Raw genomic sequence first — 25,585 nt, 5'->3', positions numbered from 1 at the left:
CCCCCTCCTATAAAGGATCGGGGCCCCAATCCACCGGAACCGATTATCAGAGGGAGGCGCTCATGACGCCCAAGGCTGAACTGGCCGACCTGGCGCGCGACATGCTGGCGCTGGAGTCCGAGACCTTCGAGATCAACGACTACAGCGAGTTCGACGGGAAGCTGCTCGGCGTCTCCTCGACCAGCTGTGACAGCAGCAGCTGCAGCTCCAGCACCACCAGCACCACCTCCTGCTGCACCGCCTGACGTCCACCGCACGCTTGACCCTGAGGAGACACCCATGGCCGACAAGCTCCCGCTCGCCGACCTGGCGCGCGACATGCTGACGCTTGAGTCGGAGACCTTCGAGATCAACGACTACAACGACGACAGCGGCGCGATGATGGACGGCTGCACCAGCACCACCAGCTGCAGCACCACCTCCAGCACCACCTCGTGCACCAGTTCCTGCGGCTGACCGGCAGCAGGACCGACTGAACCGGGCCGTGGCGGGGCGCCCCGCCACGGCCCGGCGGTCACCGAACACACACCGACGAACACCGACGAACCGCGACAGGGTGATCGAAACCATGGAACACGGCATCTCGCTGCTGCCCGACTGCCGTCCCGAACAGCGGACTCCGGCCGAGTACTACCGCGACGCCATCGCCATCAGCAAGTTCAGCGACGACGCGGGCCTCGGCTACGTCAAGATGACCGAGCACTACCTCGGCGACTACGGCGGCTACTGCCCGAGCCCGCTCACCTTCCTCACCGCCGTCGCCGCGCAGACCTCCCGCATCCGCCTGATGACCGGCGCCCTGCTGCCGGCCTTCCACCACCCGATCCAGCTCGCCGCGCACATCGCGCAGGTGGACGCCATCAGCGGCGGCCGGGTCGACGCCGGCTTCGGCCGGGCCTGGCTGCCGTACGAGTTCGACGCCTTCAAGGTGCCGATGGACGAGAGCCGCGCGCGCTATGAGGCGACCATCGAGGCCGTCGTACGGCTGTGGACCGAGGAGAAGGTCAGCGAGAACACCCCCTTCTTCTCCTACACCGACGCGACCTCGCTCCCTCCGGTGACCCAGCGGCCGCACCCGCCGGTGTGGGGCGCGGCGGTCAAGTCGCCGGAGAGCTTCACCTGGCTCGCCACCAAGGGATTCGGCGTGATGCTGGCGCTGGCCCCGGCCCGCCAGTACACCTCCGTCAGCCGGCACCTCGTCGACCACTACCGCGAGGTCTTCACCGCGACCCACGGCACCACCCGCACCCCGCGCATAGCCATGAGCACCCCGCTCTACATCGCCCGCACCGACGCGGAGGCCTACCGCCTGGCCGAGCCGTTCTACCGCGAGTACCTGCGGGTGTGGACGGAGGCGGCGCGTTCCTGGCGCGACACCAGCTCCAGCGGCTACGTCGGCTACGAGTCGATGGGCCGGGACATGAAGCACCTCGGTTCCTTCGACGTCAAGCGCTACGGTACGGCCGTCATCGGCTCCCCGGAGTCCGCGGTGGAGCAGATCCACGAGCTGCACGAGACGTACGGCGCCGACACCTATCTGTGGAACGTCGACTTCGGTGGCCAGAACTATGAGCAGATGCACGCGAGCATGAAACTCTTCGTCGACGAAGTCCTTCCCAAGCTCTGAAGGCCGTTCGACACCGCAACCCGGAAAGAGTCCCCATGTCCCTCACGCCCGAACCCACCCGCAGCCCGGCGCGCACCGAACGCTCCGGCAAGGCACTGGACCTTGCCGCGTACGCCGCGTACAGCCTCTTCCCGCTCTCCGGCGCCCTCGGCCTCATCCTGGCGATCCTCACCGACTCCTGGTACTGGCTCCTCATCGTCCCCCCGCTGGCCTACGGCGCCCGGCAGCTCACGAAGCACCGCCGGAACGCCGACGACTGACGGCCCGCCCGGAACCCCGACGACTGACGGCCCGGTCCGCAGTCCGGGCTGATGCGTGGTCCGGAAGTCAGCGGACGGGAAGTGCGGTGCGCCTGCGCACTTGTCGATCACTTGTCGATCGCTTGACCGGTCGGTGATCCGGTGGGGCGGTGGCGGTCATGCTTTTCGTGCTGGGCAGTGGCGTACTTTCGAGCCTAGAGGCTGTCCCGTAAATCACCAGGGACGTGCAGGTTGAGCTGCTCGTTTGCTTGTCATCCGGTGAGGGTCAGGTTGTGCAGGCGGGCGATGCCGAGCATGGCGTGGTGGGCGCCGTGGCCTCTGAGGCGGCAGTCGCGCAGGATCTTCCAGCTCTTCATGTGAGCGAAGGCGTGCTCGACGCGGGCACGGACCTTGCGGTGGGAGGCGTTGTGCTCTTCCTTCCAGGCGGGCAGTTCTTCGTCCTTGCGCCGGCGGTAGTGCGGGATGGTCAAGCCGGTACCGCGGTAGCCGCCGTCTGCGATCACCATGGGGGTGGTGCCGACGGCAGCCTTCGCGCCGGAGTCCTCCCAGGCCCGGCAGTCGTTGCGGTTGCCGGGCAGCGGCTTGCCGACGGCGACGACCAGGCAGGAGTCGGCGTCGATGACGACCTGATGGTTAGTGGAGTAACGGTAGTTCTTGCTGGAGGCGGCCACGGCCCGGTCGCGGGTGGGGACCAGCGTGCCGTCCACGATGAGCACGGTGTTCTTGCGGAACCGCCGCCGGGGTTGGAGGGCGAGAGCCGGTCCGAGGTGGCCGACGATCCGGTCGGCCGCGGACTTGGAGATGCCGAAGAGCGGGGCGAGTTGGCGCAGGGTGAGGTTGGTGCGCCAGTACGCGGCCACCAGCAGCACCCGGTCCTCAAGCGGCAACGACCACGGCCGGCCCTTGCGGACCGGATCGGCGCCCTCGCGCCGCAACGCGGTGATCAGCTTGTTGAACTGCCGTGGGCTCAGCCCGGTGAACGGACCTATCCACGAGGGATCCGACGCCTTGATCACACCAGCCACGGCAAGATCGTCTCACCTCTGACCGGCAGTTACGGGACAGCCTCTAGGAGTTGCCTTCGAACGTCACGCCCAATATTGAAGGTGACCGACCCTGCGTTCTGGAACCGCATAGTGAACTCGATGAAGTCGCCGCCCCTGATGAGGCGGCGCACATCTCGGCTCCGGCACAAGGGCCCTGAGCTGACTGTGTGGGCCGCCCGGCAGCGGTTCGCACCAGGGGAAGAACATGGTTCCCGCCTTGGCCGCTCACGGCTGCGCAAAAGAGCATCGCCGCAGCCGTGTGGAAGCCCGCGTCGTGGCCCGTGAAAAGTGCGCGGGGCGACCACCGGACCCCTACGAGACCGCTGGCCGCGGCCGCCTCCCTCTTTGCAGGCCCGGGCTCCCTGGCATCGACCACGACGCGAACCCCTGCCTGCCCGCACCGAATGGAGCCGACCGTCTGCCGGCGTCACGACGCTGTTTTCTCCGTTCCTCCGCCTCGCGTTTTGCCGTGTGCAAGGATGCTCGGCGTGAAGGTGCCCGACGGGCCTCTTCTGGGGTGCCGGGAAGCCTGGTCGGCAAGCGTTACAGACCTGCCAGCAGACGGCCGAGAGGGGCTCGTCATGCCAACCGCCGAAGCAGTCACGGTGCCGAGAGAAGAGGCAGCAGGGCAGCCAGCACCCGCCCTAGCGGCGTGACCGCGCACAGAAGCGCGCGATGGCGCAGCGCGTGCCGTCCAGGGATCACGCAGTCGCGACCCCTGCCACGCTGTGTCCACCGGTTCGCGCGGCCCCGACGCACTCCGGTGGTGCGGCGGCAGCCCGGCGGCCCGCGCGGCATTCGGCCCATGCCACACCCGCACGACAGTACGGTGCCGACGTCATCGCGCAGTGGCGTCCGTGCTCGTCGTCCCAGCCCTGAAGTGAAAGAACGGCACCATGAGGCAGTTACCTGCTGTCCTGTTCGTCCTCCACGTCATGTGCGTGGTCTGCGGCGCGCAGGTCGCGCACCTGGAGCTCGTCCCGCCCCGCCGGCTGCCCGTGTCCTGGCCGCGCTGGAGCGCGTACGCGCGCACGCTCTACGAAAGAGGCCGTGACCCGGCACGGTGGTGGCTGATCGTCGAGAGCGAGATGCACGAGAACGGTGCCGGGGAGAACATCACCACGGAACGTGCCGCCTTGTTGCGGGATGCCTTCGCCTATCCACGCACCTACGCGCGGGTATCCCTGGCCGCGCTGCCCGGTGACGCAGGGTTCTGCGCACGTTGCGACGTCCCGTACTGCCCCCGGCACTGGAAGAATCCGCCCGGCCCGGCAGGCGTGTGTCCGCGGGGGCACTCACGTTGAGCCGGTCGTCTTCCGGCGGAAGGGTCAGCGGGCAGCATCGCTCCAGCCCAGCGGATAGCAGTCGGCGCCAGCCCGGGGAGCCGTCGGCTCATGGGCCGCCTCGGCAAATGCGGTCAGCGCCTCGACCAGCGCCGCTCCCTTCCGGGGATCCATCCGTTCGACGATGGCGGTGATCTCTTGCCGTCGGCGGGCGGTGGCCTCATCGACGAGGCGCCGGCCGGCGTCCGTCAACCGAAGCCGTGTCTCGCGGCGGTTGCCGGGATTGAGCTTGCGCTCGGCGAAGCCCGAAGCGATCAGGCGGTCGGTCATGCGCATCGCGGTCGACGGATTGACTCCCAGCACTTCCGCGACAGCCGTGAGGCTGGCGGCCCCATGCACGGACAGCACGACCAGCAGCCGGAACTGCGGCAGGGTCACCTTCTCCTCGACGGCGGCCAGTGAGCGGGCAGAGACGGCGACCAGCGCTCGTGACGCCGTGAGAACCGCTCTGGTCACCGCGTCCACGTCGCTCTGACTCCGTGGTCCTCCTGCGCATTCGGCCATGCTTCTTTCTACCTCGCGGGCACGTCGGCCTGCCGCCTTTTGCACAGTGCAAAAGGCGGCAGTCTTGGGGGCCCTCGGCGTGTTGCCGCGGCTAGGATGCCTCTAGGTGTACGCCGGTGCCCGGGCGTCGGGACGTCGCCAGGCTTTCCCTGTTGGGACCACAGCAGGGAAGCCGCCAAGACGCGTCACGATGAAGCCGGATATGCCCCGGCCCGCCCTGCCGGCGGCCACGGCCGGCCCCGGGTGTGCGAAGTCTTTGCGCGGGTCTGCCGTCCCGGATTGCGCGGATACGAGGTCCGCCAGGAACCGTACGGCCCCTCAGCCACTGCGGTAGCGGACCAAGAGCATTGCCGCGTCATCGTGCAGCGGCGCCTGAAGATGCGCCACCAAGTCCTGCCGCAACGCCTCGACCGCCGTCTGCGCATCGGTTTCCTTCAGCAGGCCCGCTCGCTGGTCCAGAGGGTAGAAGCGCCCCTCCGCATCACGCGCCTCACTGACGCCATCGGTATACAGCAGGACCTGGTCGCCAAGAGCGAAAGGCACCGTATAGGGCTGAGGACCGCTGGTGTGGTGCAGGGCGAGCCCGAGTGGCAGAGCGCGCTCGGGCGGGACGAGGAACCGGACGTCTCCGTCCGCCGCAACGGCCAGGGGCGCGGGATGCCCGTAGTTGAGCAAGGTCATGGTCCCGGCACCCCGGGTTTCGGCGAGGACGGCGGTGACGAATTTCTCGTCCGTCAGGTGGCGTGCCAGGGCCCGTTCCAGGCGGTTGCCGACGGCCGTGAGGTCGGGTTCGTCGTAGGCGGCTTCGCGGAAGGCGCCCAGGACGACGGCCGCGGTCTCCACCGCCTCCAGGCCCTTGCCCTGGACGTCTCCGATGAGGGTCCGCACCCCGTGCGGGGTGGCCACCACCTCGTAGAGGTCGCCGCCGATGCGCGCTTCGGCGACCGCGGAGGTGTAGGAGACGGCCAGGCGCAGCCGGCCCGCGTTGCGGGGCACCGGGCGCAGCAGGACGCGCTGGGCCGCCTCGGCGATCGAGCGGACACTGGCCAGTTCGCTTTCGCGGCGCTGCCGTATCACCGCGGCGACCAGGCCCGCCACCGTGACGCCCACGACGGACAGCAGGGCCGTCCAGCCGCGGCGCTGCGCGAACAGGCCGTCGTACAGGCCCAGGCCGGCGCACATCGAAAGCGCGAGCACACCGATCAGGGCTGTGCGCCGCCAGCCGCCGGCCAGGCTGGCGAAGGCGGGCCCCAGCGATACCAGGGGCAAGAAGCCCACATCCGGCCCCGCCGAGATGTCCACCGCGGCGACCACTGCCATCACCGCGTACGGCAGCGCGGGCAGGACGCGTGGGGACGGGTTCGACCGGGTCACCGACACCAACACCTTTCGCCGGGCCGGGCCCCGGTCACACCTCAACTGCCCTGCCGCAGCCGGCCGGCTCCGCGACCGCACCTGGCTCAGCTCCGGCTTTGCGGTTGTACGTTAGACAACCGCCACCGCGGAGGTGAGGGGCGCCACGTTTGCTGTTACCGAACCGTGCAGCAACCGGCAACCCCTGGTGCCGAGCGAGCGGGAGTGCCGCTTCTCCGGTGTGGAGCAGGTGTGGCGCAGGTGTGGCGCAGGTGTCGCCCAGCGGTTCGCGCTGCTCATCGGCGAACCCGCCTTCCCCGACCCCGAGCACGTCAAGGCCGCCGTGCCGGCCGGATCGCTGATCGCCGCCGTCCTGGCCGCCCTGCTGATCAAGCGCCGCAACGGCATCCACCGCCGCCTGTACGAGGCGGGGAACCGTGACCAGGACGCCGACGGCACCCCCGGCATCCACCAGCAGGCCGGAGCCGGTCCGGCGCCCCGGAGCGGACGTCTTTCGTGACGATGTGCGCCGCGTCAGGCCGCACTGCGGCGCGTCTGTCTGTCCCAGCTGTTGCAGGCCCGGTCACGAAGTGAGCATTAAGGAAACGTAAAGACTGCCGGGTTCCGGCAATGTCAGGTCCTTGAACGTGCTGAGACCATGCCACTGAGCAGGGTCGTCATCGTGACTGAGGAGGTCGCTGGAATGGGTGTCTTTCTTGGTCTCGGCATCGCGGGTGTCGTCCTGCTGGTGCTGTCGCTGGTCTTCGACGGCGTACTGGAAGGGCTGCTCGGCGGCGTGGTCGACGGGCTGCTCGACGGCCTGCTGTCGCTCCCGGTCATCGCGGGGTTCGTCTCGATGCTCGGCTTCACCGGTGCGCTCGTGCTGGGCACCGGCTGGGCCGGGGCCGGTGTGGCAGCGGCGGCCGGTGTGGTGGCCGGGCTCGCGGCGGGCTGGCTGACATGGAAACTCAGCCGGTCGCTGATGCGGGACCAGACCGCACGCACCCCGCGCGGTACCGATCTGGTCGGAGTCTCCGGCGCGGTGGTCACGGCCATTCCGGCCGACGGGTACGGAGAAGTGCTGCTGCGCTGGTGCGGCCAGCCCGTGAAGCTGGCGGCCAAATCCGCCACGCCGGTCGAACGCGGGGCGGAGGTCTGGGTGGAGGCGACGTTGTCGAGCACCGCGGTCACCGTCCGCCGCGTCGACCGCTGACAGCCACCCCGCACGGTCTCCCGCCCGGCCACTCCCACGCCCGGTACGCGCCTCGGCGCTTCAGCTCACCGGCGTGTGCGCTTCAACCTGAACAACCGATTCGATCTGCCGTCCCCTGGGTGGCAGGGGGGAATGTCTCATGAGTCCAGTCATCGCCGCTGTGGTGGGAGTCGTCGTACTCCTCGTCCTGCTGGCCCTCGTCGTGATCACGCGGTACAAGGTCGCCGGCCCCAGCGAGGCGTTCATCATCACCGGCCGGCGCGGCAAGAAGTCCACCGACCCGGAGACCGGCCGCATCTCCATCGACAACAGCGGCCAGAAGGTCGTGGTCGGCGGCGGCGTCTTCGTCGTCCCCTTCGTCCAGCAGAAGTTCACCCTGGACCTGTCCAGCAGGCACATCCCCATCGCCGTCCGCGGCGCCGTCACCCTGCGCGGCGTCAAGGCCAACCTCGAAGGCGTCGCCATCGTCAAGGTCGGCGGCAACGAGGACGCCATCCGGGCCGCCGCCCAGCGCTTCCTCCAGCAGCAGGACGGCATCGTCGGCTTCACCCAGGAAGTGCTCTCCGGCGCGCTGCGCGCCATCGTCGGACGCATGTCGGTCGAAGACATCATCCGCGACCGGGCCGCCTTCGCCAGCCAGGTCGCCGAGGAAGCCGAGACGAGCCTGTCGGGCCAGGGCCTGGTCCTGGACGCCTTCCAGATCCAGGACATCACCACCGAAGGCTCCTACCTGGAAGACCTGGGACGTCCCGAGGCCGCCCGCGCCAAGCAGGAAGCCGACATCGCCGAGGCCAACGCCAAGCGCGCCTCCGAGCAGGCCCGGCTCAAGGCCGCCGAGGAAATCGCCGTCGCCGAGCGGACCTTCGCCCTCAAGCAGGCCGAGATCCGCGTCGAGACCGAGGCCGCCGCCGCCAAGGCCGACGCCGCCGGCCCGCTCGCCGAAGCCGCACGCCGGCAGGAAGTCCTCACCGAGCAGGAGAAGGTCGCCCAGCGGCAGGCCGCCCTGACCGACCGCGAGCTCGACACCAAGGTCCGCAAGCCCGCCGACGCCGCGCGCTACCAGGCCGAGCAGGAGGCCGAGGCCCGCCGGATCGCCCTGGTCAAGCAGGCCGAGGCCGACGCCGAACGCTCCCGCCTGACCGGCGAGGGCGAAAAGGCCCACCGCGCCGCACTCGCCGACGCCACACGCCTCGAAGGCGAGGCCGAAGCCGCCGCCATCGCCGCCAAGGGCGCCGCCGAAGCCGAGGCGATGCGCAAGAAGGCCGACGCCTTCACCCAGTACGGCGACGCGGCCGTCATCCAGATGCTGACCGAGGCCCTGCCGCAGGTCGTCGCCAAGGCGTCCGAACCGCTGAGCGCCGTCGACAAGATGACCGTCATCTCCACCGACGGCGCCGGCCAGCTCTCCCGCACCGTCACCGACAACGTCACCCAGGGCATCGAACTCCTCAGCAGCACCACGGGAGTCGACCTCGCGGAACTCCTCCAGACCTTCACCCAGCGCAGCACGACAGCGAAGGCCACCACTTCGGCCCCGGACACGGCGGCCCCCAACCGGAAGATCCACATCTCCGAATGAGCCCTGTCCGACAGATGGCACCTCGCTCTGCTGAATAAGACAGCGAGCCGGCCAGAAGCTACACACGCTCCTGCGCCGGCCCCGCCCGGAGGACGGGCTGGGCCGGCGCAGGAGCAGCCAGCGGAGGCGAGCTTAGACAGAACTTCGTGCCGGCGGTGCGGAGTGGCGCTGGGGTGGCCGGGTATGTCAGCGGCACGGTCAGCGCGTTGTGCCGTTGGGGCGGCACGCCACCTACCTTGACGGCGCGCCTTCCTGAGCGCCGTCGCGTGCAGGGTTCACGCCCTCCGCGCGCCAGCCCTTGCGCCACCTCCAGCGCCTCCGCACGTCCTGAGGTCGTCACGCTGAGTATCACACCTAGTAGTTAACGCCGCGTCAGGAGGTCAGCATTAGGTCAGCACCAGACCGACGTAGTCCGCCGCCAACAGCCGGAGACCGCCCCGGAGTCAACCAGTCGTTCCACCCTCCCTGACCTGCAACATCGCAGCTCATCACCGATTCCTTCGAGCCCCCGAGGAGCCCCGCACGAAAATGCTCATCAACGTCTTGGAAGCGGGCGTTTTCGCAGGTCAAACGGGTTACAAGGTGCTGTGGGCCAGCAAACGGTCAGCATGTGCCCTTGGCCAGGTTCAACAAGCACCCTCCTATCTTCGGGTCCGGCTCGCCATGGGCATACTCAGCGTGATCTCGGCTGGGGTGCAGCAGGTCAGTTGCACCGGGCGTCACCGACCGCCACGGACTCGCTGGACGGGAAAGGCGGGCGGCTCGGTGCGGCCAGTACTTCGTCGGTCAGGTGGCTGTTCAGAGCATCGAGACCGCGACCGCGGTGGTGCCCTCACGTCCATGGAACGCCACACCGTCATCGGCAGGTAGGCGCAGCCTCACAATGCACGACTTCGCCCTCGACGCCCACCACTTCGTCTTCCTAGACCTGCCCGTCGTCTTCGACGCTGCCCAGGCCGCCATGGGCGACCCGCCCTGGCGCTGGGACGGCGCACACCGCGCCCGCTTCGGCGTCCTGCCCCGGAGCGGAGAGACCACCCACGTACGGTGGTTCGACATCGCCCCTTGCTGTATATGGCACACCATGAACGCCTTCGAGACCGACGGGGATGATCGCCCTCACCGGCGCCCGCCTCTGGCCCTGTGGCGTCAGGAGGCACAAGACCTCGACGGCGGCCCCGCCCTGCACCGATGGACTCCACCTGGCACCGGCAAGGCCGCCGAAACCCCGCTGGACGCCACCCGGCGAATACCCCCGCATCGCGGGCACCGCACTGGCCTGCCCATCGCTACGGCTACACCGCCGCCTTCACCTTCGACGCCGAGCCCAGCCACACCGAGATCTACAAGCGCGACCTGACCCACGGCGCCCGGCGCAGCACCTACCTCCTCCCCGCCGGCCACGGCTGCGGAGAGCCCGTCTCCGCCTCTCGCTCCACCAGTACCCGGCCAGGAAGACGACGGTGCCTCCTGGCGTCCACACTGGCCGCCGAGCTCACCCCGCTGGGCATCCGGACGACGATCGTGGAGCCCGGAGCAGCCCGCACCGGCTTCCGCGCCAACTGGGCGAGCCGGCTGCCCGGCAGCCCCGCCCTCCCCGATTACCTCCCGTGCACGAAGCACTGGCGCGCTCCGCCGACGCCGCGGCAAGGCAGGGCGGCGACCCGCCCGTACGGCCCAGGCCCTTATCGCCCTCGCCGACATGCCGAGCCCCCGCTGTGCCTTCCCCTTCGGCAGCGCCGCCCTCGCCGGCATCGAGAACGCCCGCAGCGACCAACGCAAAGAGCTGCGCCGATTCGCGCCCCTGAGCGCTTCCACCGACCACACAAAGGCAATCTGACATGCCCGAGCACCGCACCACCAGCCGTTTCGCCGTCGTCACCGGCGGCAGCGAGGGCCTGGGCCTGGCCATCGCCGAAGCCCTCGCCCGTGACGGAGCGGACCTGATTCTCATCGCCCGCAACCGCGACAAGCTCAAGACCGCCGCCGAGGCACTCGGCCGGCACGGCACCGTCGTGCACACCGTCCCCGCGGATCTCTCCGCGCCCGATGCCCCCGCCCAAATCGCCGCGCACATCGCAAACCTGACCGACCGGGTCGACACCCTCGTCAACAACGTCGGCACCGCACACTTCGCCTCCCTTGCCGACACCACGGTCGACGAGATGAACACCATGTGGCACCTCAACGTCCAGGTGCCGCTGCTGCTCAGCCAGCAACTCCTGCCCGCCCTCGTGAACGCTCGGGGAAGCATCATCAACATCAGCAGCTACTGGGCCCGCAAAATGGTCGCCGGCCGTCATGCGGCCGCCTACTCCGCCACCCGCGGAGCGCTCAACTCCCTCACCCGGGCGCTGGCCAGTGAACTCGGCCCCCAAGGAGTCCGTGTCAACGCCATCGCGCCCGGCGCCGTCCGCACGCCCAAGTACGAACGCTCCTACCTCGCCCCCATGACCGCAGAAGAACGCACCGCACACGACGAGCAGATCGAGCACTCCTACCCCCTGGGACGCCTGGGCACTGCCCAAGACATCGCCACCGCGGCCGCCTACCTGGCCTCCGCCCAGTGGACCACCGGCACCATCCTCGCCGTCGACGGCGGACTCGCCATCCGATTACTCACCATCCGATGACTTCTGCAAGCTTCCTGAGGCTGCGTCAACCTGACGGCTGCTATTACTTGTTGAGTGTTCAGTTGTTGCTCGGGGTCAGGCGCTCCGGAGGCGACCTGGAACGCGTTCAGTGGAGCATTCCAGCGCATGGCCCACCACTTGGCCCTTGCCACCTGCTTCAGACCGCTGCGATCGACCGCGCGCGGTGACGTCGGGTTCCGCCCGAAGGCGTGCGGGGGATACGTGCCTCAGCCATGGTCCCGCACCGCCGCGAGGCACTGGTCGTAGAGGTCTGCCAGGTCGATCCGCCCGTCATGTCCGGCCCAGAGTTCGGTTGCCGTGTCGATACAGGCGAAGACCGTCGCGACGATCGCCTTGGCCTGCGTGTCGGGAGCCGGATGGCCGGGCCTGTTGCCCAGCCGCGCCCGGATGACGGGGACGAGTTCGGCCTGCCAGCGCAGTCGCTTCTCGATGTAGCGGGCATGCAGCGAGGGCGTGTCGAAGATGAGGCGGGACAGTTCCAGCGCACGCTCAGGGGGGTGGTTGGCGGTCAGAATGACCTCGAATCCGGCGCGCAGGGCGTCCCAGGCTGACATCTCGGCCGGCTGCTGCTCGACGGTCCGTTTCAGCAGCTCGCCCAGCGCCTCCTGATCGCCGCAGACCAGGTCCTCCTTGGTGCCGAAGTAGCGGAACAGGGAGCGCTGCGAGATCCCCGCCTCCCGCGCGATCTGCGCGATCGTCGTCTGCTCGTAGCCCTGTTCGGCGAACAGGCGTACCGCCGTATCCAGGATCGCCTGGACGGCAACCTGCCGCGAACGCTCCCACAAGGTTGTCATGGACGTCAGGGTACCCCTCTGGACAGCGACCGCCTACTTGGCATTAACTGCCAGGAAGACAGCGACTGAAAGAAGGATGACCATGCCGGCCGTCGACTACCACGGACACACCACCCTCATCACCGGGGCCAGCGCGGGCCTCGGCGCCGAGTTCGCCCGCCAGCTCGCCGCCCGCGGCTCCGACCTGGTACTGGTCGCCCGCCGCAGGGACCGCCTGGAGAAGCTGGCCACCGAGCTGCGCGAACAGCATCGGATCCAGGTGCACGTGGTGGAGATGGACCTGGCCACGGACCACCCCGGGCAGGCACTGGCCGCGCAGGTGGCCCAGCTCGGCCTGCACGTCACGAGCCTGATCAACAACGCCGGGTTCGCCACCTTCGGCCCCTTCCACCAGGTGGACCCGGACCGGCTGCGCCGGGAGATCGCGGTCGACGTGACCGCGGTCGCCGACATCAGCCGGGCCTTTATCGACCAACTGCGCGCCGCGGGCCGCGGGGTACTGGTCAACGTGGCGAGCATGGCCGCCTACCAGCCCAACCCGCGCATGGCGCTCTACGGGGCGACCAAGGCGTTCGTACTCAGCCTCACCGAGGCTCTGTGGGAGGAGTCACGCGGCACCGGCCTGCGGGTGCTGGCCCTGTCCCCCGGCGCGACCCGGACCGAGTTCTTCGACGTCGTGGGCACCCCACAGGCCGCCGGAGGGACCAGGCTCGCCTCACCCGTCGACGTCGTCCGCACCGCGCTGGCCGCCCTGGACCGCAGGAACCCGCCACCCAGCGTCATCGCAGGCCGCATGAACCGGGTGATGGCCTTCCTCGCCCGACGCCTGGCCACCCGGCGCCAGGTCATCCGGGCCATCGGCCGGCTCACCGCCAAGGGGGCATGACGATGGACGGCAAGCCCGTAGTGACTCCCGAACTCACGCCGGCCATGTATGTCCCTGTGGCATTGCCGATCCGAGTGCGACACGCGCCGGTCGAGCGAATGGACAAGACAGTGACGGGGCTTCCGGACCAAGCGCCTGTAAGGACAGATATGCCCGTCCGGCCGTATGCGCGGCGGCCCTGCCGACGAGCCGACAAATCTCGGACAAGACAGTCGATGCAGTCAGTCAGTAAGTGAGGCAGGCTCACTGGCAGGACCCACAGCCACATTCTCACTGTCAGTAAGAGCGGCCAGATCAGTATTCAGCTCTTTCGGCTGGGCACGGAAGTGCGTCATACGCTGACCCTCCTCGACGCCCGCGAGTCGGTGCCGTCCCCAACGTGCAGAGATATCTTCGGCCAGGCGGACGAGGCTCACCTGCCGCTGTAAGCAAACCCGCTCCGAGTGCCGCCGAAAACACAGCCCGACGGATGATCTACTCCGCAGACAGCCACCCCCGACCAGCGTGAGCACTCCCGAGAACCGGTCACTCCAGCCCTCTGAACTGCGTTTTCAAGTTGGCGTAGGCTCACTGGAACCGCCTCGGTCTGCCCGCACGGCGGCAAAGCATTCTCGCTGCAGCCGCACGCGCGGCGATCCTAGGGGGCGTCCTCGAAGATCGTCATGCCTGACGGATCATGTTTGCCGTGGTGCGCCGGCCCTGATGCTCACCGCATCGACGAACGACTACGGCCTGCCGCGGGTGGGGTGGCCTGATTGCTCGATGACAAGCCGCAGGCCCTTTACTAGCGTCCCAGCCGCATGCGCTGGGCAGCGCTGTCCAGCGTGGTCAGCCCTGCCACCGCACGTCGGGAGGACGCTCATGCACTGGCTTCGCCCCCACCGCTGCCGGCCCCCAAGACCCTGTCACCACCGCGCCACCGCCGAGTCCGGGCGGTTTGTTCCCCAGTACGGCACACGCCGCGCCGGCGTCCGGCGCCTACGGCGTTCGTGCGCCGCAGCTGTGGCCGCGACCGTTGCCGTTTCCTGCGGCCTCTTGGCCGGAGCCGCTCCCTCGGCGCAGGCATTCGGCACCGTGGGCAATGTGTGGGTGCCGACCAAGGGCTGGACCCATCAGAACTACGAGCACGAGTTCATCACCCGCGCGGCTCTCGGCTGCCATGCCGGGCCGACCGGCGACCCGGTGGACCCCACGGACTGCTTCGAGGATTCGCTGGGCACCCCCACCAGCGAAACGTCGTCCCTGGAGCAGATCACCGGCCGTAACCCCTCGCCGTACGACCCCGAATCGAACTGGGGCGGGGTGGGCCTGCCCGATCAGTGGCCGGCTACGGAGCCGGCGCCGGCGCACTGCGACAACGCCGATTACCTGGCCGAGATCGCCGGCAACCACACCCGGGCCGTGGCCACCGATGAGCTGCTCAAGTGCGTCAACCATGCCCGCGCCCTGTTCCGGGAGGCGGTCGAGGAGGCCAAGCCGATCGTCGACGACAACGGCAATCTCGCCGCGGACCGCGTCCTGATACCCGCCAAGCGCAATGTGCTCAGGACCTTCGGGCGGATGCTGCACACCCTGCAAGACTTCTATGCCCACTCCAACTGGTCGGACATCCCCAAACCCACCGAGCCGATCAGCCCGTTCAACCCGCCCGGGCTGGACCAGAGGACTCCCTCGCTGCTGTTCAACAACGGCTACGACCGGCACGCCCCGGGCGCATCAGACGTTCCCGAACCGCTGTCCACCGGCTGCTACGACGAGAACCAACCCAACTCGACCTGCCGGCAACCGGTCCGTGTTTCACACGGTGACCCGTTCGACGACGGTGCCACCGGCTCCCTGAACAAGGACAAGGGAAAGATCGACCCCACCACAGGGCGGACCAGCGACCCGCGCACGGACCGCGGCAAGATCCACAACAACTTCGCGCAGGCCGTGCGCAACGCCGTCACCGAGACCCGGCTGCAGTGGCAAGACCTCAAGCACGCGCTGAACTTCACCTACGGCGTAAACCGTGGGCCCAAATACGCCTGTGCACTGATGTCCGACGAGCCCTCCGGCGGCGGCCACTGCAACGCTCCGTCTCCCGCCCAGCAGCCGCCCGCCAACGGACCATGCGACACCGCGACGTGGTCGCAGCCCGGCGGAACGGGCCACACCATCTACATGAGCTACCGCAACTGCACCGACCGGCCCGTCTTCGTCGCGCCGTACGGCGAAGGCACCAACGACAACCGCTACTCCTACGTGCGACAGTGCCGCAACGTCCCAGGCGGGGGCGGGACGACCCGCTGGGTCATCGACGCCGGCTACTTCCCACCCGAATGGCCAGGCATCGGCAACAACACCCAGAAGGTCGTGCACTGCTTCAAACCGTGGGGAGGCCCGAGCCCGGCCGCCGCCCGGGCCGCGTCCTCGGCTGAGAAGGGTACGGCCGCCGAGCCGCCGTGCGGTGACTCGTTTGCGCAGCCCGGCGGCACCGGCACACCGGTGACCATCTATCACAGAAACTGCCTGGCCCAAAACGTCGAGGTGGCCCCGCTGGCCACGACCGGCGCCGACCGGCGCTATGCGTACAGCAGCCAGTGTCGCTACCTGGAGACCGGGCGCTGGACCTCCTGGACCATCGGCCCGGGCTACCCCGACACCCCGTTCCCGCCCGAAAACGTCAACCTGCAGAAGACCACCCGCTGCCTGTAGGGACACAACGGCGGGCGGGGCCACGGCGACCTGCACCAACCCCGTCCGCCGCCTGAAGCGTGTTGCAGAAGGCTGTGATCTGGCAGGTCAGGGCCCGGTTCCCGCGGTTGTGGTCATGTTGCCAGGGCGAGGTTGTGCAGTTGTGCATGTGGGCGACCGCTTGGACCGCGTGGTGGAGGCCGTCGCCGCGCTGCCGGCAGGCACGGAGGATCTTGTAGTTCTTCATCCTCGCGAAGGCATGTTCCACGCGGGCGCGGACCTTGCGGTGTTCGGCATTGTCCTCCTCCTCGCCCGGCAGGAGGGGCCGCCCCTGGCGTTTGCGGTGCGGGACGATGAGCCCGGTGTTGAGGTAGGCACCGTCACCGAGCACGGGCACACCCTGGCACCGGGCGGGCAGGCCGGAGTTCCGCCAGACGTGGGCGTCGGCCCTTTGTCGTCGTCGACCGCGTGACCTACACCCAGCCCACGGACGACATCTCGATGCCGGTGACCCCACCGCTTCGGAAGTGGTTCAACGACCACCTCATCGAGTTCCAGCACATTTTCGCGATCGTCGATTTGAGCCTGACCGAGTCGACGGTGAGCGGCTTCGAATGGCTGAAGCCCACCTACGTCGAGTACGCCTACATCCACGTGCCTATCTCGCCGGGGATCGACGGGTACGCCGAGACCACCCACTTCGCGCAGATCAATCTGACCAGCGAATCCGATGGCACGAAAACGCTCACCTTCGATAAGGCCGAGGACGCCAAGAGCCACACCTGGCACACGGTCGCCACCTGGGTCACCGTAACGGAGGCCATCGCAGATATCATCATCGCGGCAATCGGCACTGCCGCCAGCCGCGTAGCCGTCGCCATCGAACGAGTTCTTCTCAGGTGGCTGGTCGTGCTCCTGATCGGCGGTGTCGCAGCAGGCATCGCCGGGATCCTGGAGAAGATCCCCGAGTGGACCGCCAGCGATGCTTCCGACGCCTTGCCGGCCACCGACCCACTGGTCAACTCCGCCGACTTCCAGATCACCAGCGCACAGCTCAACGGAGGCATGCAGCTGGGCGGAAACCCGTTCCCGGCGTAGCCGGCCCGCGGCCCGTGATGACGTGATCCTCCGGTGCACGACCGGGCTCTCACCTCCGGACGGCGAGGGCCCTTCGCAGCAGCCGCCGACCGACCTAGTGGCCCACCGACTGCCGCGCCGTTCCGGGCCGCGTTCACCGCCCGGGAACGGATAACCGGGCGGCGCCGTGAGCGCCAGCATCCCCACCTCGTTCGCCCGGCTCTGACGATGCCGGGCAGGCGTAGAGCTGCAGATCGTAGCCTCCGGCAACCTCGACCAAGGCCGGGGGCGCCGGGTGAGGTTTGGCGATGGAAGGCGTGGCGTGGGCCTGCTCCTCGGACGGGACCAGCTGCGGGTGCTGCCGTCCCATTCGGTCGAGACGATGGTCAGTAGCGGGGCATGCTACGCGCCGCTGATGTGGACGATCAGAGGGTGCTAGGGCGGGCGTCCCTTGGCCTGGAGGATGCGCGAGACGGCGGCGGGGTCGCGCCCAGTCCATAGACGGTCTCGGCCGGGAGGGCCACCAGGCCGCCGGCACGCAGCACACCGGCTGCCTTCTCGATGTCACTGGTTCTTGCCGTCACTCTCGCAATCCTAGGTGCACCGAGGACCGGCGACGGCTTTGATCCATCTGAGCGCCGATCACGGTTCCGTTGAGCTACCGACGCCAATGGCACTGGATGCGAATCACTCGCGTCGTCGGCGCACGGGAGGCATCGCGGAAGCCAAGAATGGCCGAGGCCGCACGGGACCACTTCGTCTTCACAGCGGAGGAAGGCCCGGTGCGGTTCTAGCGGTCCTTCACGGATCACGGCCGACCCGTACCGCCCTGGTTTTCCCGGGAATGGCTAGGCCAGGAGGCGGCGGGCGAAGGCCAGGGAGCGGTTGAAGAGTTCCTCCACTTCGGTGTCGGGCAGGCCGTGCCAGCCGTGATCGGCGCCCGGCACCGTCCACAATTCGACCGGTGCGCCGGCCTGCTCCAGGGCTGCGGCCAGGGAGCGGCTGTGCGAGCAGTCGACCAGAGTGTCCTGGTCTCCATGGACCAGGAGGAACGGTGGTGCGCCGGGCCGGACGTGGGCGAGGGGGCTGGCCGTGCGGGCGCGTTCCGGGACGGTGGCCGGGGCCGCACCGAGCATGCGCGCCTCGGGGGTGGCGGGGTCTGCGGGGTCGAAGCAGCCGCGGGCGCTGGTCAGGTCGCTCGGCGCGTACCAGACCACGGCACCGGCCGGCTGCGTGTATTCCCTGCTCACGGGGTCGGCTTCGGTCAGGGCGAGGAGTGCGGCGAGGTGTCCGCCGGCGGACTCGCCCCACACCACCGTCCGGCTGGTGTCGATGCCGAGTTCCGCCGAGCGCAGGGTCAGCCAGCGCAAGGCGGAGCGCAGATCGTCCAGCGGGGCGGGGAAGGTGGCTTCGCCGCTGAGCCGGTAGTCGGCGCAGGCGACGGCGAACCCGGCGGCCGCGATGCGCGCGAAGGGCCGGGGAGACCAGTGGCGGGTGCGCAGTCCCATGTCGTCGCGCCGTCCCCGGCGCCAGGCGCCGCCGTGTACGAACAGCACCAGCGGGACAGGGCCGGCCGCCTTGCCGGTCTCGGGCAGCCAGAGGTCGAGCTCCAGTGGGCGGCTGCCGTCGATTTCTTGGTAGGGCACTCCGCGCAGTTCCCGTACCCCGGGCACGCTCATCGCAGCGGGCGGCAGGGCGGCGCGGTCGGGGTGGGGCGCGGCGATGAGTTCTCGCAGCGAGGGTGCGGGCGCCGTCACCGCGTACGCCACTGGTGGTCGGGCAGGAAGCGCACGTCGTACTGCTGCGGGACGGTCGCGAACTTCTCCGGTTCCGGGATGACGGGCTGGTGCGGCAGGCCGAGCTGTTCGGCGGGCACGCCGAGGTTCTCGAAGAACCGCTCGAAGGTGCCGCCGGGGCCGGCCGCGACGCCGACGACGCGGCTGTGGTGGCGCTCGATGCGGTAGGCGTGCGGGCAGTTCTTGGGCACGAAGCCGAAGTCGCCCGGTGTCAGCAGCTTCTCGTACTGGTTGCCCTCAAGGTCCTCGGCGAACAGCCGCACGGCTCCGTCGGTGATGTAGAAGACCTCGTAGGTGTCGGGATGGACGTGGGCCGGGATGATGTCGCCCTTGGGGCCTTCGACGGTGAAGAAGTTGAAGGTGTTCTCGGTCTGCTCCCCGCCCGCGTAGATGGTGACCAGGTCGCCGAAGAGGTGGGCGCGGTCGCCCATGCCCTTTTCGATGAAGTAGGGCACGCCTGGTTCGGCGGGGATGTGGGAGCGGGTGCGGTAGCGGTTCGCGTATTCGGCGGTCAAGAGTGTTTCTCCTCCTCGTGAAGAGCCTTATGTCAGGCTACCTGACAAGCAGGGGGCATGGGTGCTCCCGGCGAGTATGAGATGCCTAACGGTCTTCACGGCCTCGGCGCAGCGGGGGGACGGCGGGGACCTCCGGTGCGCTGCGGATGTCGTCCGCGGTCAGCTTGAAGCTGTCGGGGTAGGCGGTGCGGGTGGTGCGGCGTGCCGGTTCGCTGGTGCGCCAGCAGTACAGGCACTGCTCGCACTGCAGGACGTCCCACGCCCCGGGGACGGGGGAAGTGAACAGCTGTGAGATCGCGGGGTGGGCACAGCGGGGGCAGGCGGTCTTCTCGGACATGCGGTTCCCTTCGCGGTCGTGCCCGGCCGGCCGGTTGCCGGCGGGCCTGGGTCAGCGGTCGGCGGCCAGCTTCTGCAGGCGGTCGAGCCATGCGGCGGTCTCGGGCAGGTCGCGGACCGGGTTGCCGTAGTTGCCGCGGGTATCGGGGGCGACGGGCGTGGTGGCGTCGATGACGAGCTTGTCGGTGATGCCGGGGAGCTGCGCCTGCGGGGCGAGTTCGAGGACCGGCAGGTTGGGGATGCGGATCAGGTCCCCGGACGGGTTCATCTTCGTCGACAGCGCCCACATGACCTGGGGCAGGTCGAAGGGGTCGACGTCCTCGTCCACGACGATGACAGTGGTCGCGTAGCCGAGGCCGTGCGGTGTGGTCAGCACGCGCAGGCCGACGGCCTTGGCGAAGCCGCCATAGCGCTTGGCGGTGGAGACGATGACCACCAGGCCGTGGGTGTACATGGCGTTGACCGCCTGGACCTCCGGGAACTCCGTTTTGAGCTGCTGGTACAGCGGCACGCAGGTGTTCGCGGCGATCAGGTAGTCGACCTCGGTCCAGGGCATGCCCAGGTAGAGGTGCTCGAGGACCGGCCGACTGCGGTAGGAGATCTTGTCGATGCGGATGACGGGCATGCTGCGGCCGCCGGAGTAGTGGCCGGTGAACTCCCCGAAGGGGCCTTCGATCTCGCGTTTGCGGCCTTCGATGACGCCCTCGATGACGACCTCGCAGCCCCACGGCACGGGCAGCCCGGTCAACGGGGCGGGCGCGACCGGCGCGGGAGCGCCGCGGAGCGCGCCGGCCAGCTCGTACTCGTTCTCGTCGTACTTCATCGGGGTGGACGCCGCGATGGAGATCACCGGTTCGTTGCCCAAGGCGATGGCGACGGGCAGGTCCTCGCCCGCCTGCTCGGCCTTGTGCAGGTGCTGGGCGATGTCGTGCATGGGCACGGGCTGAAGGGCGAGCTTGCGCCTGCCCTTGACCTCGATGCGGTAGATGCCGACGTTCTGCTTGCCGCTGTTGTCCGGGTCCTCGGGATCCTTGGAGACGACCGCGGCCTTGTCGATGTAGAAGCCGCCGTCGCCGTCGTTGAGGCGGAACAGCGGCAGCACCTGGAAGATGTCCGCCGCGTCGCCGTCCAAGGTGTTCTGCGCCCACGGCGGGTCCGCACGCCACTCGGGGGCGACGGGGAAGTCGCTCCAGCGGCGGATGAACTCCTCCACCTGCCGCTTGACCGGAGTGTCCTTGGGCAGGCCCAGCGCCAGGGCGTGGTTGGCCCAGGAACCGTGGACGTTCAAGGCGATGCGGGCGCCGGTGAAGCCGGTGACGTTGTCGAAGTACAGCGCCGGGGCCGTATCGCCCAGGCGCGGAGCGGCATTGGCGGCCGCAGCCAGGTCCGGCTCGGGCATCACCTCGTCGGTGACGCGCAGCAGCTGGCCCTCGCGGTCCAGAGCGTCGAGGAAACTGCGCAGGTCGTCGTGGGCCATGAAAAGGCTCCTTCGGTTCGCTGTCGAGTGCGGGCGGTGAAATCTCAGGCGACGGGCCGTTCCCGGCGGGCCGCGCGCATGCCCTGCCAGCGGCGCGCGGCAGGCGCCGGGAGACCGAACTGGTCCAGGACGCGCGCGGTGATGTGGTCGACGATGTCGTCGATGCTGCTCGGATGGTTGTAGAAGGCGGGCACGGGCGGGACGATCTGGGCGCCCATCCGGGCGAGGGCCAGCATGTTCTCCAGGTGGATCTCGCTGAGCGGTGTCTCCCGCGGCACCAGCACCAGACGGCGCCGCTCCTTGAGCACCACATCGGCGGCGCGGGCCACCAGACCGTCGGCGTACCCGGTGCGGATTGCGGCCAGCGTCTTCATCGAGCACGGCACGATGACCATCCCGTCCGCGCGAAACGAGCCCGAGGCGATCGGCGCGCCCTGGTCCTCCGGCGCGTGGATGTGGTCGGCCAGCGCGGTGATCTCCCGTGCCGACCGTCCCGTCTCCAGCTCGACGGTCGAGCGGGCCCAGCGCGAGCACACCAGATGGGTCTCCACTTCCGGCAACTGCTGGAGGTTCTCCAGCAGCCGGACGCCGAAGACCGCGCCGGTCGCTCCCGTCATCCCGATGATCAGCCGCACGGCAGCCACTCCCTCACACCGGCCGGACCTCCGGCCTCACTGATGGTTTCCGGTCACCGAGTGGCGGTGACTGCTGGCGGTGACTTCCTGAGCGCCAGCGCCCGGACACGTCTGCGACGCCGCCTGGTTGCCGCCTGCTCGCACCACAACGCTAAGGCGGCGGCGCGACGGCCAGCCTCTACACTGGAGACACATCATGAACAGAAACGGACACACTGCAGAGGATGGGTCTCCCGACAACATCGTGGCCGTCCCCTACCGCCCCACTCCCGGCTCGCCACCGGGTGCGGAGGTGCTCGACTTTCCCCGGCTCGCCGCACGGGCGCGCAGCCACGGCCTCGATCCCTACCGCCCCCGGCGCCCGGCCTTTCACGAACTGCTCACCGTCACCACCGGCACCCTGCGCTGTTCCGTCGATTTCAACACCGTCGACCTCACCCCCGGCAGCTGGCTGTGGGTGCGCCCCGGACAGGTCCTGCAGTTCCTCACCCACCTGTCCGAGACCGGCGGCACCGCGATCCTCTTCCCACCCGGCTTCCTCAGCACCCCCACGGCCGCCATCACCGGCGCGCAGGACCACACCCGGTGCCGCCTGCTGCGGCCTACCGCCCGCCAGACACCCGCCCTCGGCCACATCCGCAGGGCGCTCGAAGAGAGCTACCGCGACATCACCGCGCTGCCCCTGAAGGCCCACATCGAGGCCATGCGCAGCCTGCTGTCCGCCCTGCTGCTCCACCTCGCCCACCCGGACGGCTCCCCGTCACCCGGCAGCCCCGGCGACGAGCCCTTCCACCGCTTCCGGCAAGCCGTCGAGGAGAGCTTCTGCCATACCCACCGCGTCGAGGAATACGCCGCCCGGCTCGGCTACAGCGTGCGCACCCTCACCCGCGCCACCCGGGCGGCCGCCGGCTGCGGAGCCAAACGCTTCATCGACGACCGCATCCTGCTGGAGGCCAAACGCCTCCTCGCGCACACGGCCCTGCCCCCCGCCGTCATCGGTGAACGCATCGGCTTCCACCACGCCACCGCCTTCAGCGCCTTCTTCCGCCGCCGCACCGGCACCACACCCACCGCCTTCCGCACCTGGGCCGCCGGCGCCCCGTCAGCCGCCCGACACCCCGCCGGCACTCAGGTGACACCCGGCGACCCCAGCGAGGATCTTTCATGAACCCCGACCGCAACCTCCCCCAGCTCCTCGCCGACGCCAGACACTGGTTCGACACCGCGCTCGCCGCCGCCATGGCAGACGCCGGCGAGCGGCCCGTCACCCTCGGCCAGCAAAACGTCTTCGCCCACCTGCCCCCCGACGGCGCCACCGTCTCGGACCTGGCCCGCTGGATGAACGTCACCCGCCAAAGCGCCCACCAGGCCGTCCACGCCCTCATCGGCATGGGCCTGCTCGAACAGACCCCGGACCCCGCCTCCGCCCGCCGCCGCATCATCGTCATGACCGCCGAAGGCCGACGCGTACACCGCCTCGCCCGCACCCTGATCGCCCGGCTGGAGGACGACCTCGGCAGACGCCTCGGCCCGCCCTCACTCACCACCCTGCGCCAGATCCTCGACCGCCCGTGGGGCCCGGCTGCTCTGGAGACCGGCGCGACGACACCGGACACAGGAAACGGCACCCCGCGGCCCCGCACTGACGCCGCGCCATAGCGACAGCCGGGCCACGGCACCCGCCAGCCCCTCTCCCGCAGCGAGCCGACCCCGGGACGCGTATGCGCAGGGCTCCGGCCCGCGCCGACACGCGTACCGGGGCCCGTTTCACCGAGGTGCAGTGGTCAGATGCTGCGACCGGTCTCCGCTGTGGCGGCCCGCCGATGAACACCAAGTCCTGCTCCTCCTGGACCTTTGCAGGCCACCGGCGGCGGACCGTGGCCACCTGGGTGGCCTCGTCGTACACGTGATTCTGCGTCGGCATGCTGCTGCCAGGGAAAATCAGTTCGAGGATGTCCGGGGTAGGCACGCCCAGCAGTTCTGTGCGGCGCTGACAGCATGTTCCGGACGTCGTCTAGCCGTTCGCCCTGTTCAGGCATGAGGCATTTTCGACAGTGCAACGGTGCACTGCTGCGCGGATGCGCCGGGGCGCGGGCGCTCAGCGTGGTGCGGTTGTGCGGAAGTCGGTGTTCTGTGACGGAGGCCAGATCTTCAACAAACGGCCCGGCTGCGGCTTCACAGTGATCTTCGCCCGGCGATGCTCGAACACCACCCGGTATCCGGCCGAAGCCATCACCGCTTTCGGTCGCTCTTACAGCACCGTTCCCCGCCCTTGCCCTCGCCAGAGGCTCCTCACCTTGACGGCGCGCCTTCCTGAGCGCCGTCGCGTGCAGGGTTCACGCCCTCCGCGCGCCAGCCCTTGCGCCACCTCCAGCGCCTCCGCATATCCTGAGGCCGTCACGCTGAGTAACACGCCTAGTAGTTAACGTTGCGTCAGGAAGTCAGCATTAGGTCAGCACCAGTACCGACGTAGTCCGCCGCCAACAGCCGGAGACCGCCGGAGTCAACCAGCCGTCCCGCCCCCTCTGACCTGCAACACCGCAGCTCACCGCCGATTCCTTCGAGCAGTCGAGGAGCCCCGCATGAAAATGCTCATCAACGTCCCCGATTCCGTGGTCGCCGACGCGCTCCGCGGTATGGCGGCGGCGCATCCCGAGTTGGTCGTGGATGTGGAGAACCGGGTGGTCGTGCGGCGGGATGCGCCGGTCGAGGGGAAGGTGGGGCTGGTTTCGGGGGGTGGTAGTGGGCATGAGCCGTTGCACGGGGGATTCGTGGGGGCGGGGATGCTGGATGCGGCTTGTCCCGGGGAGGTGTTCACCTCGCCCGTGCCCGATCAGATGGTGCGGGCGGCCGCGGCCGTGGACAGCGGCGCGGGGGTGCTGTTCGTCGTCAAGAACTACACCGGTGACGTGCTGAACTTCCGGATGGCCGCGGAGCTGGCGGAGGACGAGGGGGTGCAGGTCGCGACGGTGGTCGTGAACGACGATGTGGCGGTGACGGACTCGCTGCACACCGCCGGGCGGCGCGGAACCGGGGCCACGCTGTTCGTGGAGAAGATCGCGGGTGCGGCGGCCGCGGAGGGGGCGCCGCTGGACCGGGTGGCGGGGCTGGCGCGGCAGGTCGTGGAGTCGGCGCGGAGCTTCGGTGTGGCGCTCAGTTCCTGTACGACGCCTGCCAAGGGCGGTCCGATGTTCGATCTGCCCGCCGGTGAGCTGGAGCTGGGTGTGGGCATCCACGGTGAGCCGGGCCGTGAGCGGCGGGCGATGATGACCGCCGGTGAGATCGCGGACTACGCCGTGGACGCGGTGCTGGCGGACCTGCGGCCCCGGCAGCCGGTGCTGCTGCTGGTGAACGGGATGGGCGGCACGCCCCTGCTGGAGCTGTACGGGTTCAGCGCCGAGGTGCACCGGGTGCTCGGCGAGCGGGGCGTGCCGGTCGCTCGTACGCTGGTCGGCAACTACGTCACTTCGCTCGACATGGCGGGCTGCTCGGTGACGCTGTGCCAGGTGGACGAGGAGTTGCTGCGGCTGTGGGACGCGCCGGTACGGACGCCCGCGCTGCGCTGGGGCTGCTGACACCGCAACCGTGGACGGGGATTCGCGTGCTCCTTGGTGGGGACGTTCCCCGTACGCGGTCTTGCCGTCGCAGGACGGCGTGACGCACACGTACGACCAGTGCTCGCACACGTACAAGCAATACCTGCACGCGTACGAGCAATACCCGCATACGTACGAGCAGTACGCGAACACGTAGCACCAGCACCCGCACACGTACGACCAGAGGAGCAGTTCGTGTCCGAAACGGCACTGGACGC

General features: G+C 69.2%; 25 protein-coding genes and 2 pseudogenes. 16 read left to right on the top strand and 11 right to left on the bottom strand.

Translation table 11 applies throughout. The annotated features are described in order from the left end of the window. Positions 1 to 62: 62 nt before the first annotated feature. The 4 genes from CP973_RS15925 to CP973_RS15910 all read left to right on the top strand — a co-directional run bounded on the left by CP973_RS15925 (position 63) and on the right by CP973_RS15910 (position 1,887). A complete protein-coding gene (locus CP973_RS15925) occupies positions 63 to 245 on the top strand; it encodes a thiopeptide-type bacteriocin (RefSeq protein ID WP_053802155.1) in 183 nt (60 codons plus the stop codon). A gap of 34 nt (positions 246 to 279) precedes the next feature. Next, positions 280 to 456, top strand: coding sequence for a thiazolylpeptide-type bacteriocin (locus CP973_RS15920; protein WP_053802156.1), 177 nt, complete (start codon positions 280 to 282; stop codon positions 454 to 456). A 112-nt stretch (positions 457 to 568) separates the two neighbouring features. Then, positions 569 to 1,627, top strand: a complete 1,059-nt coding sequence (locus tag CP973_RS15915) for an LLM class flavin-dependent oxidoreductase (protein ID WP_150241243.1) — start codon at positions 569 to 571, stop codon at positions 1,625 to 1,627. A gap of 35 nt (positions 1,628 to 1,662) precedes the next feature. After that, positions 1,663 to 1,887, top strand: a complete 225-nt coding sequence (locus CP973_RS15910) for a hypothetical protein (RefSeq protein WP_150241241.1) — start codon at positions 1,663 to 1,665, stop codon at positions 1,885 to 1,887. Positions 1,888 to 2,138: 251 nt separating this feature from the next. Here CP973_RS15910 and CP973_RS15905 read toward each other — a convergent pair whose 3' ends face one another. Further along, positions 2,139 to 2,912 carry a transposase gene (locus CP973_RS15905; protein WP_150241238.1) on the bottom strand — a complete coding sequence of 258 codons (774 nt, stop codon included), beginning with the start codon at positions 2,910 to 2,912 and terminating at the stop codon, positions 2,139 to 2,141. A 917-nt stretch (positions 2,913 to 3,829) separates the two neighbouring features. Between CP973_RS15905 and CP973_RS15900 the strand changes: the two genes are divergently transcribed. Beyond that, positions 3,830 to 4,237: a hypothetical protein gene (locus CP973_RS15900; protein WP_150241237.1), complete on the top strand. Its 408-nt coding sequence runs from the start codon at positions 3,830 to 3,832 to the stop codon at positions 4,235 to 4,237. 24 nt (positions 4,238 to 4,261) lie between these two features. Here CP973_RS15900 and CP973_RS15895 read toward each other — a convergent pair whose 3' ends face one another. Next, the gene (locus CP973_RS15895) at positions 4,262 to 4,780 is read right to left on the bottom strand and encodes a MarR family winged helix-turn-helix transcriptional regulator (RefSeq protein ID WP_150241235.1); all 519 of its coding nucleotides are present in this window, start codon (positions 4,778 to 4,780) and stop codon (positions 4,262 to 4,264) included. Between the two features lie 318 nt (positions 4,781 to 5,098). Continuing rightward, entirely contained in the window at positions 5,099 to 6,100 is a 1,002-nt protein-coding gene (locus CP973_RS15890) for a PP2C family protein-serine/threonine phosphatase (RefSeq protein WP_150243649.1), read from the bottom strand. A gap of 241 nt (positions 6,101 to 6,341) precedes the next feature. Between CP973_RS15890 and CP973_RS15885 the strand changes: the two genes are divergently transcribed. The 5 genes from CP973_RS15885 (at position 6,342) to CP973_RS15865 (ending at position 11,558) form a co-directional block, all read left to right on the top strand. Further along, on the top strand, positions 6,342 to 6,653 hold the full coding sequence (locus tag CP973_RS15885) for a hypothetical protein (RefSeq protein WP_244409519.1): 312 nt from the start codon (positions 6,342 to 6,344) through the stop codon (positions 6,651 to 6,653). A 183-nt stretch (positions 6,654 to 6,836) separates the two neighbouring features. Next, positions 6,837 to 7,346, top strand: a complete 510-nt coding sequence (locus tag CP973_RS15880) for a hypothetical protein (protein ID WP_150241233.1) — start codon at positions 6,837 to 6,839, stop codon at positions 7,344 to 7,346. Between the two features lie 139 nt (positions 7,347 to 7,485). After that, a complete protein-coding gene (locus CP973_RS15875; RefSeq protein WP_150241231.1) occupies positions 7,486 to 8,925 on the top strand; it encodes a flotillin family protein in 1,440 nt (479 codons plus the stop codon). An 883-nt stretch (positions 8,926 to 9,808) separates the two neighbouring features. Then, positions 9,809 to 10,285, top strand: a complete 477-nt coding sequence (locus tag CP973_RS41760) for a carotenoid oxygenase family protein (RefSeq protein ID WP_150241229.1) — start codon at positions 9,809 to 9,811, stop codon at positions 10,283 to 10,285. A 481-nt stretch (positions 10,286 to 10,766) separates the two neighbouring features. Next, on the top strand, positions 10,767 to 11,558 hold the full coding sequence (locus CP973_RS15865) for an SDR family NAD(P)-dependent oxidoreductase (RefSeq protein ID WP_150241226.1): 792 nt from the start codon (positions 10,767 to 10,769) through the stop codon (positions 11,556 to 11,558). A gap of 227 nt (positions 11,559 to 11,785) precedes the next feature. On the opposite strand, the gene CP973_RS15860 is transcribed toward CP973_RS15865, so the two are convergent. Continuing rightward, entirely contained in the window at positions 11,786 to 12,373 is a 588-nt protein-coding gene (locus tag CP973_RS15860; protein ID WP_150241224.1) for a TetR/AcrR family transcriptional regulator, read from the bottom strand. Between the two features lie 82 nt (positions 12,374 to 12,455). Here CP973_RS15860 and CP973_RS15855 point away from each other — a divergent pair, with 82 nt between their 5' ends. Next, positions 12,456 to 13,259 carry an SDR family NAD(P)-dependent oxidoreductase gene (locus CP973_RS15855; RefSeq protein ID WP_150241222.1) on the top strand — a complete coding sequence of 268 codons (804 nt, stop codon included), beginning with the start codon at positions 12,456 to 12,458 and terminating at the stop codon, positions 13,257 to 13,259. 1,035 nt (positions 13,260 to 14,294) lie between these two features. Next, positions 14,295 to 15,956, top strand: coding sequence for a hypothetical protein (locus CP973_RS15845; RefSeq protein WP_150241220.1), 1,662 nt, complete (start codon positions 14,295 to 14,297; stop codon positions 15,954 to 15,956). Between the two features lie 139 nt (positions 15,957 to 16,095). Here the strand turns inward: CP973_RS15845 and CP973_RS15840 are convergent. Next, a pseudogene (locus tag CP973_RS15840) lies at positions 16,096 to 16,386 on the bottom strand (transposase family protein); the annotation flags it as partial. 17 nt (positions 16,387 to 16,403) lie between these two features. Between CP973_RS15840 and CP973_RS15835 the strand changes: the two are divergent. Further along, a complete protein-coding gene (locus tag CP973_RS15835) occupies positions 16,404 to 17,033 on the top strand; it encodes a TULIP family P47-like protein (protein ID WP_150241218.1) in 630 nt (209 codons plus the stop codon). A 417-nt stretch (positions 17,034 to 17,450) separates the two neighbouring features. Here CP973_RS15835 and CP973_RS40840 read toward each other — a convergent pair. From CP973_RS40840 to CP973_RS15805, 6 genes and pseudogenes are all read right to left on the bottom strand, one after another. Next, positions 17,451 to 17,596, bottom strand: a pseudogene (locus CP973_RS40840) (L-threonylcarbamoyladenylate synthase); the annotation flags it as partial. Between the two features lie 264 nt (positions 17,597 to 17,860). After that, positions 17,861 to 18,769, bottom strand: coding sequence for an alpha/beta hydrolase (locus CP973_RS15825; protein WP_244409514.1), 909 nt, complete (start codon positions 18,767 to 18,769; stop codon positions 17,861 to 17,863). Then, positions 18,766 to 19,323 (bottom strand): quercetin 2,3-dioxygenase, encoded by a 558-nt coding sequence (locus tag CP973_RS15820; RefSeq protein WP_150241214.1) that lies wholly within the window; start codon positions 19,321 to 19,323, stop codon positions 18,766 to 18,768. Before CP973_RS15820 ends, CP973_RS15825 begins: the two co-directional genes overlap by 4 nt. Positions 19,324 to 19,408: 85 nt before the next feature. Further along, the gene (locus tag CP973_RS15815; protein WP_150241212.1) at positions 19,409 to 19,660 is read right to left on the bottom strand and encodes a non-oxidative hydroxyarylic acid decarboxylases subunit D; all 252 of its coding nucleotides are present in this window, start codon (positions 19,658 to 19,660) and stop codon (positions 19,409 to 19,411) included. Between the two features lie 51 nt (positions 19,661 to 19,711). Further along, positions 19,712 to 21,136, bottom strand: a complete 1,425-nt coding sequence (locus CP973_RS15810) for a non-oxidative hydroxyarylic acid decarboxylases subunit C (RefSeq protein WP_150241209.1) — start codon at positions 21,134 to 21,136, stop codon at positions 19,712 to 19,714. A 44-nt stretch (positions 21,137 to 21,180) separates the two neighbouring features. Beyond that, entirely contained in the window at positions 21,181 to 21,771 is a 591-nt protein-coding gene (locus CP973_RS15805; RefSeq protein WP_150241207.1) for a non-oxidative hydroxyarylic acid decarboxylases subunit B, read from the bottom strand. Between the two features lie 196 nt (positions 21,772 to 21,967). On the opposite strand from CP973_RS15805, the gene CP973_RS15800 reads away from it, so the two are divergent. The 3 genes from CP973_RS15800 (at position 21,968) to dhaK (ending at position 25,346) form a co-directional block, all read left to right on the top strand. After that, positions 21,968 to 22,939 (top strand): helix-turn-helix domain-containing protein, encoded by a 972-nt coding sequence (locus CP973_RS15800; RefSeq protein ID WP_150241205.1) that lies wholly within the window; start codon positions 21,968 to 21,970, stop codon positions 22,937 to 22,939. Next, positions 22,936 to 23,430 (top strand): MarR family winged helix-turn-helix transcriptional regulator, encoded by a 495-nt coding sequence (locus CP973_RS15795; RefSeq protein ID WP_150241203.1) that lies wholly within the window; start codon positions 22,936 to 22,938, stop codon positions 23,428 to 23,430. Before CP973_RS15800 ends, CP973_RS15795 begins: the two co-directional genes overlap by 4 nt. A 923-nt stretch (positions 23,431 to 24,353) precedes the next feature. Continuing rightward, entirely contained in the window at positions 24,354 to 25,346 is a 993-nt protein-coding gene (gene dhaK, locus CP973_RS15790) for a dihydroxyacetone kinase subunit DhaK (RefSeq protein ID WP_150241201.1), read from the top strand. Positions 25,347 to 25,585 lie beyond the last annotated feature (239 nt).

It is taken from the genome of Streptomyces albofaciens JCM 4342, assembly GCF_008634025.1.
GTDB lineage: Bacteria > Actinomycetota > Actinomycetes > Streptomycetales > Streptomycetaceae > Streptomyces > Streptomyces albofaciens.
The sequence above is the reverse complement of the archived record's forward strand: the minus strand, read 5'-3'. Positions and strand labels throughout refer to the sequence as shown.

Excerpts from the sequence above, each read along its gene's own strand:
- CP973_RS15925 (WP_053802155.1), top strand. The coding sequence starts at position 63 with ATGACGCCCAAGGCTGAACTGGCCGACCTGGCGCGCGACATGCTGGCG.
- CP973_RS15920 (WP_053802156.1), top strand. The coding sequence starts at position 280 with ATGGCCGACAAGCTCCCGCTCGCCGACCTGGCGCGCGACATGCTGACG.
- CP973_RS15915 (WP_150241243.1), top strand. The coding sequence starts at position 569 with ATGGAACACGGCATCTCGCTGCTGCCCGACTGCCGTCCCGAACAGCGG.
- CP973_RS15910 (WP_150241241.1), top strand. The coding sequence starts at position 1,663 with ATGTCCCTCACGCCCGAACCCACCCGCAGCCCGGCGCGCACCGAACGC.
- CP973_RS15900 (WP_150241237.1), top strand. The coding sequence starts at position 3,830 with ATGAGGCAGTTACCTGCTGTCCTGTTCGTCCTCCACGTCATGTGCGTG.
- CP973_RS15895 (WP_150241235.1), bottom strand. The coding sequence starts at position 4,780 with ATGGCCGAATGCGCAGGAGGACCACGGAGTCAGAGCGACGTGGACGCG.
- CP973_RS15890 (WP_150243649.1), bottom strand. The coding sequence starts at position 6,100 with ATGGCAGTGGTCGCCGCGGTGGACATCTCGGCGGGGCCGGATGTGGGC.
- CP973_RS15880 (WP_150241233.1), top strand. The coding sequence starts at position 6,837 with ATGGGTGTCTTTCTTGGTCTCGGCATCGCGGGTGTCGTCCTGCTGGTG.
- CP973_RS15875 (WP_150241231.1), top strand. The coding sequence starts at position 7,486 with ATGAGTCCAGTCATCGCCGCTGTGGTGGGAGTCGTCGTACTCCTCGTC.
- CP973_RS41760 (WP_150241229.1), top strand. The coding sequence starts at position 9,809 with ATGCACGACTTCGCCCTCGACGCCCACCACTTCGTCTTCCTAGACCTG.
- CP973_RS15865 (WP_150241226.1), top strand. The coding sequence starts at position 10,767 with ATGCCCGAGCACCGCACCACCAGCCGTTTCGCCGTCGTCACCGGCGGC.
- CP973_RS15860 (WP_150241224.1), bottom strand. The coding sequence starts at position 12,373 with ATGACAACCTTGTGGGAGCGTTCGCGGCAGGTTGCCGTCCAGGCGATC.
- CP973_RS15855 (WP_150241222.1), top strand. The coding sequence starts at position 12,456 with ATGCCGGCCGTCGACTACCACGGACACACCACCCTCATCACCGGGGCC.
- CP973_RS15815 (WP_150241212.1), bottom strand. The coding sequence starts at position 19,660 with ATGTCCGAGAAGACCGCCTGCCCCCGCTGTGCCCACCCCGCGATCTCA.
- CP973_RS15810 (WP_150241209.1), bottom strand. The coding sequence starts at position 21,136 with ATGGCCCACGACGACCTGCGCAGTTTCCTCGACGCTCTGGACCGCGAG.
- CP973_RS15800 (WP_150241205.1), top strand. The coding sequence starts at position 21,968 with ATGAACAGAAACGGACACACTGCAGAGGATGGGTCTCCCGACAACATC.
- CP973_RS15795 (WP_150241203.1), top strand. The coding sequence starts at position 22,936 with ATGAACCCCGACCGCAACCTCCCCCAGCTCCTCGCCGACGCCAGACAC.
- dhaK (WP_150241201.1), top strand. The coding sequence starts at position 24,354 with ATGAAAATGCTCATCAACGTCCCCGATTCCGTGGTCGCCGACGCGCTC.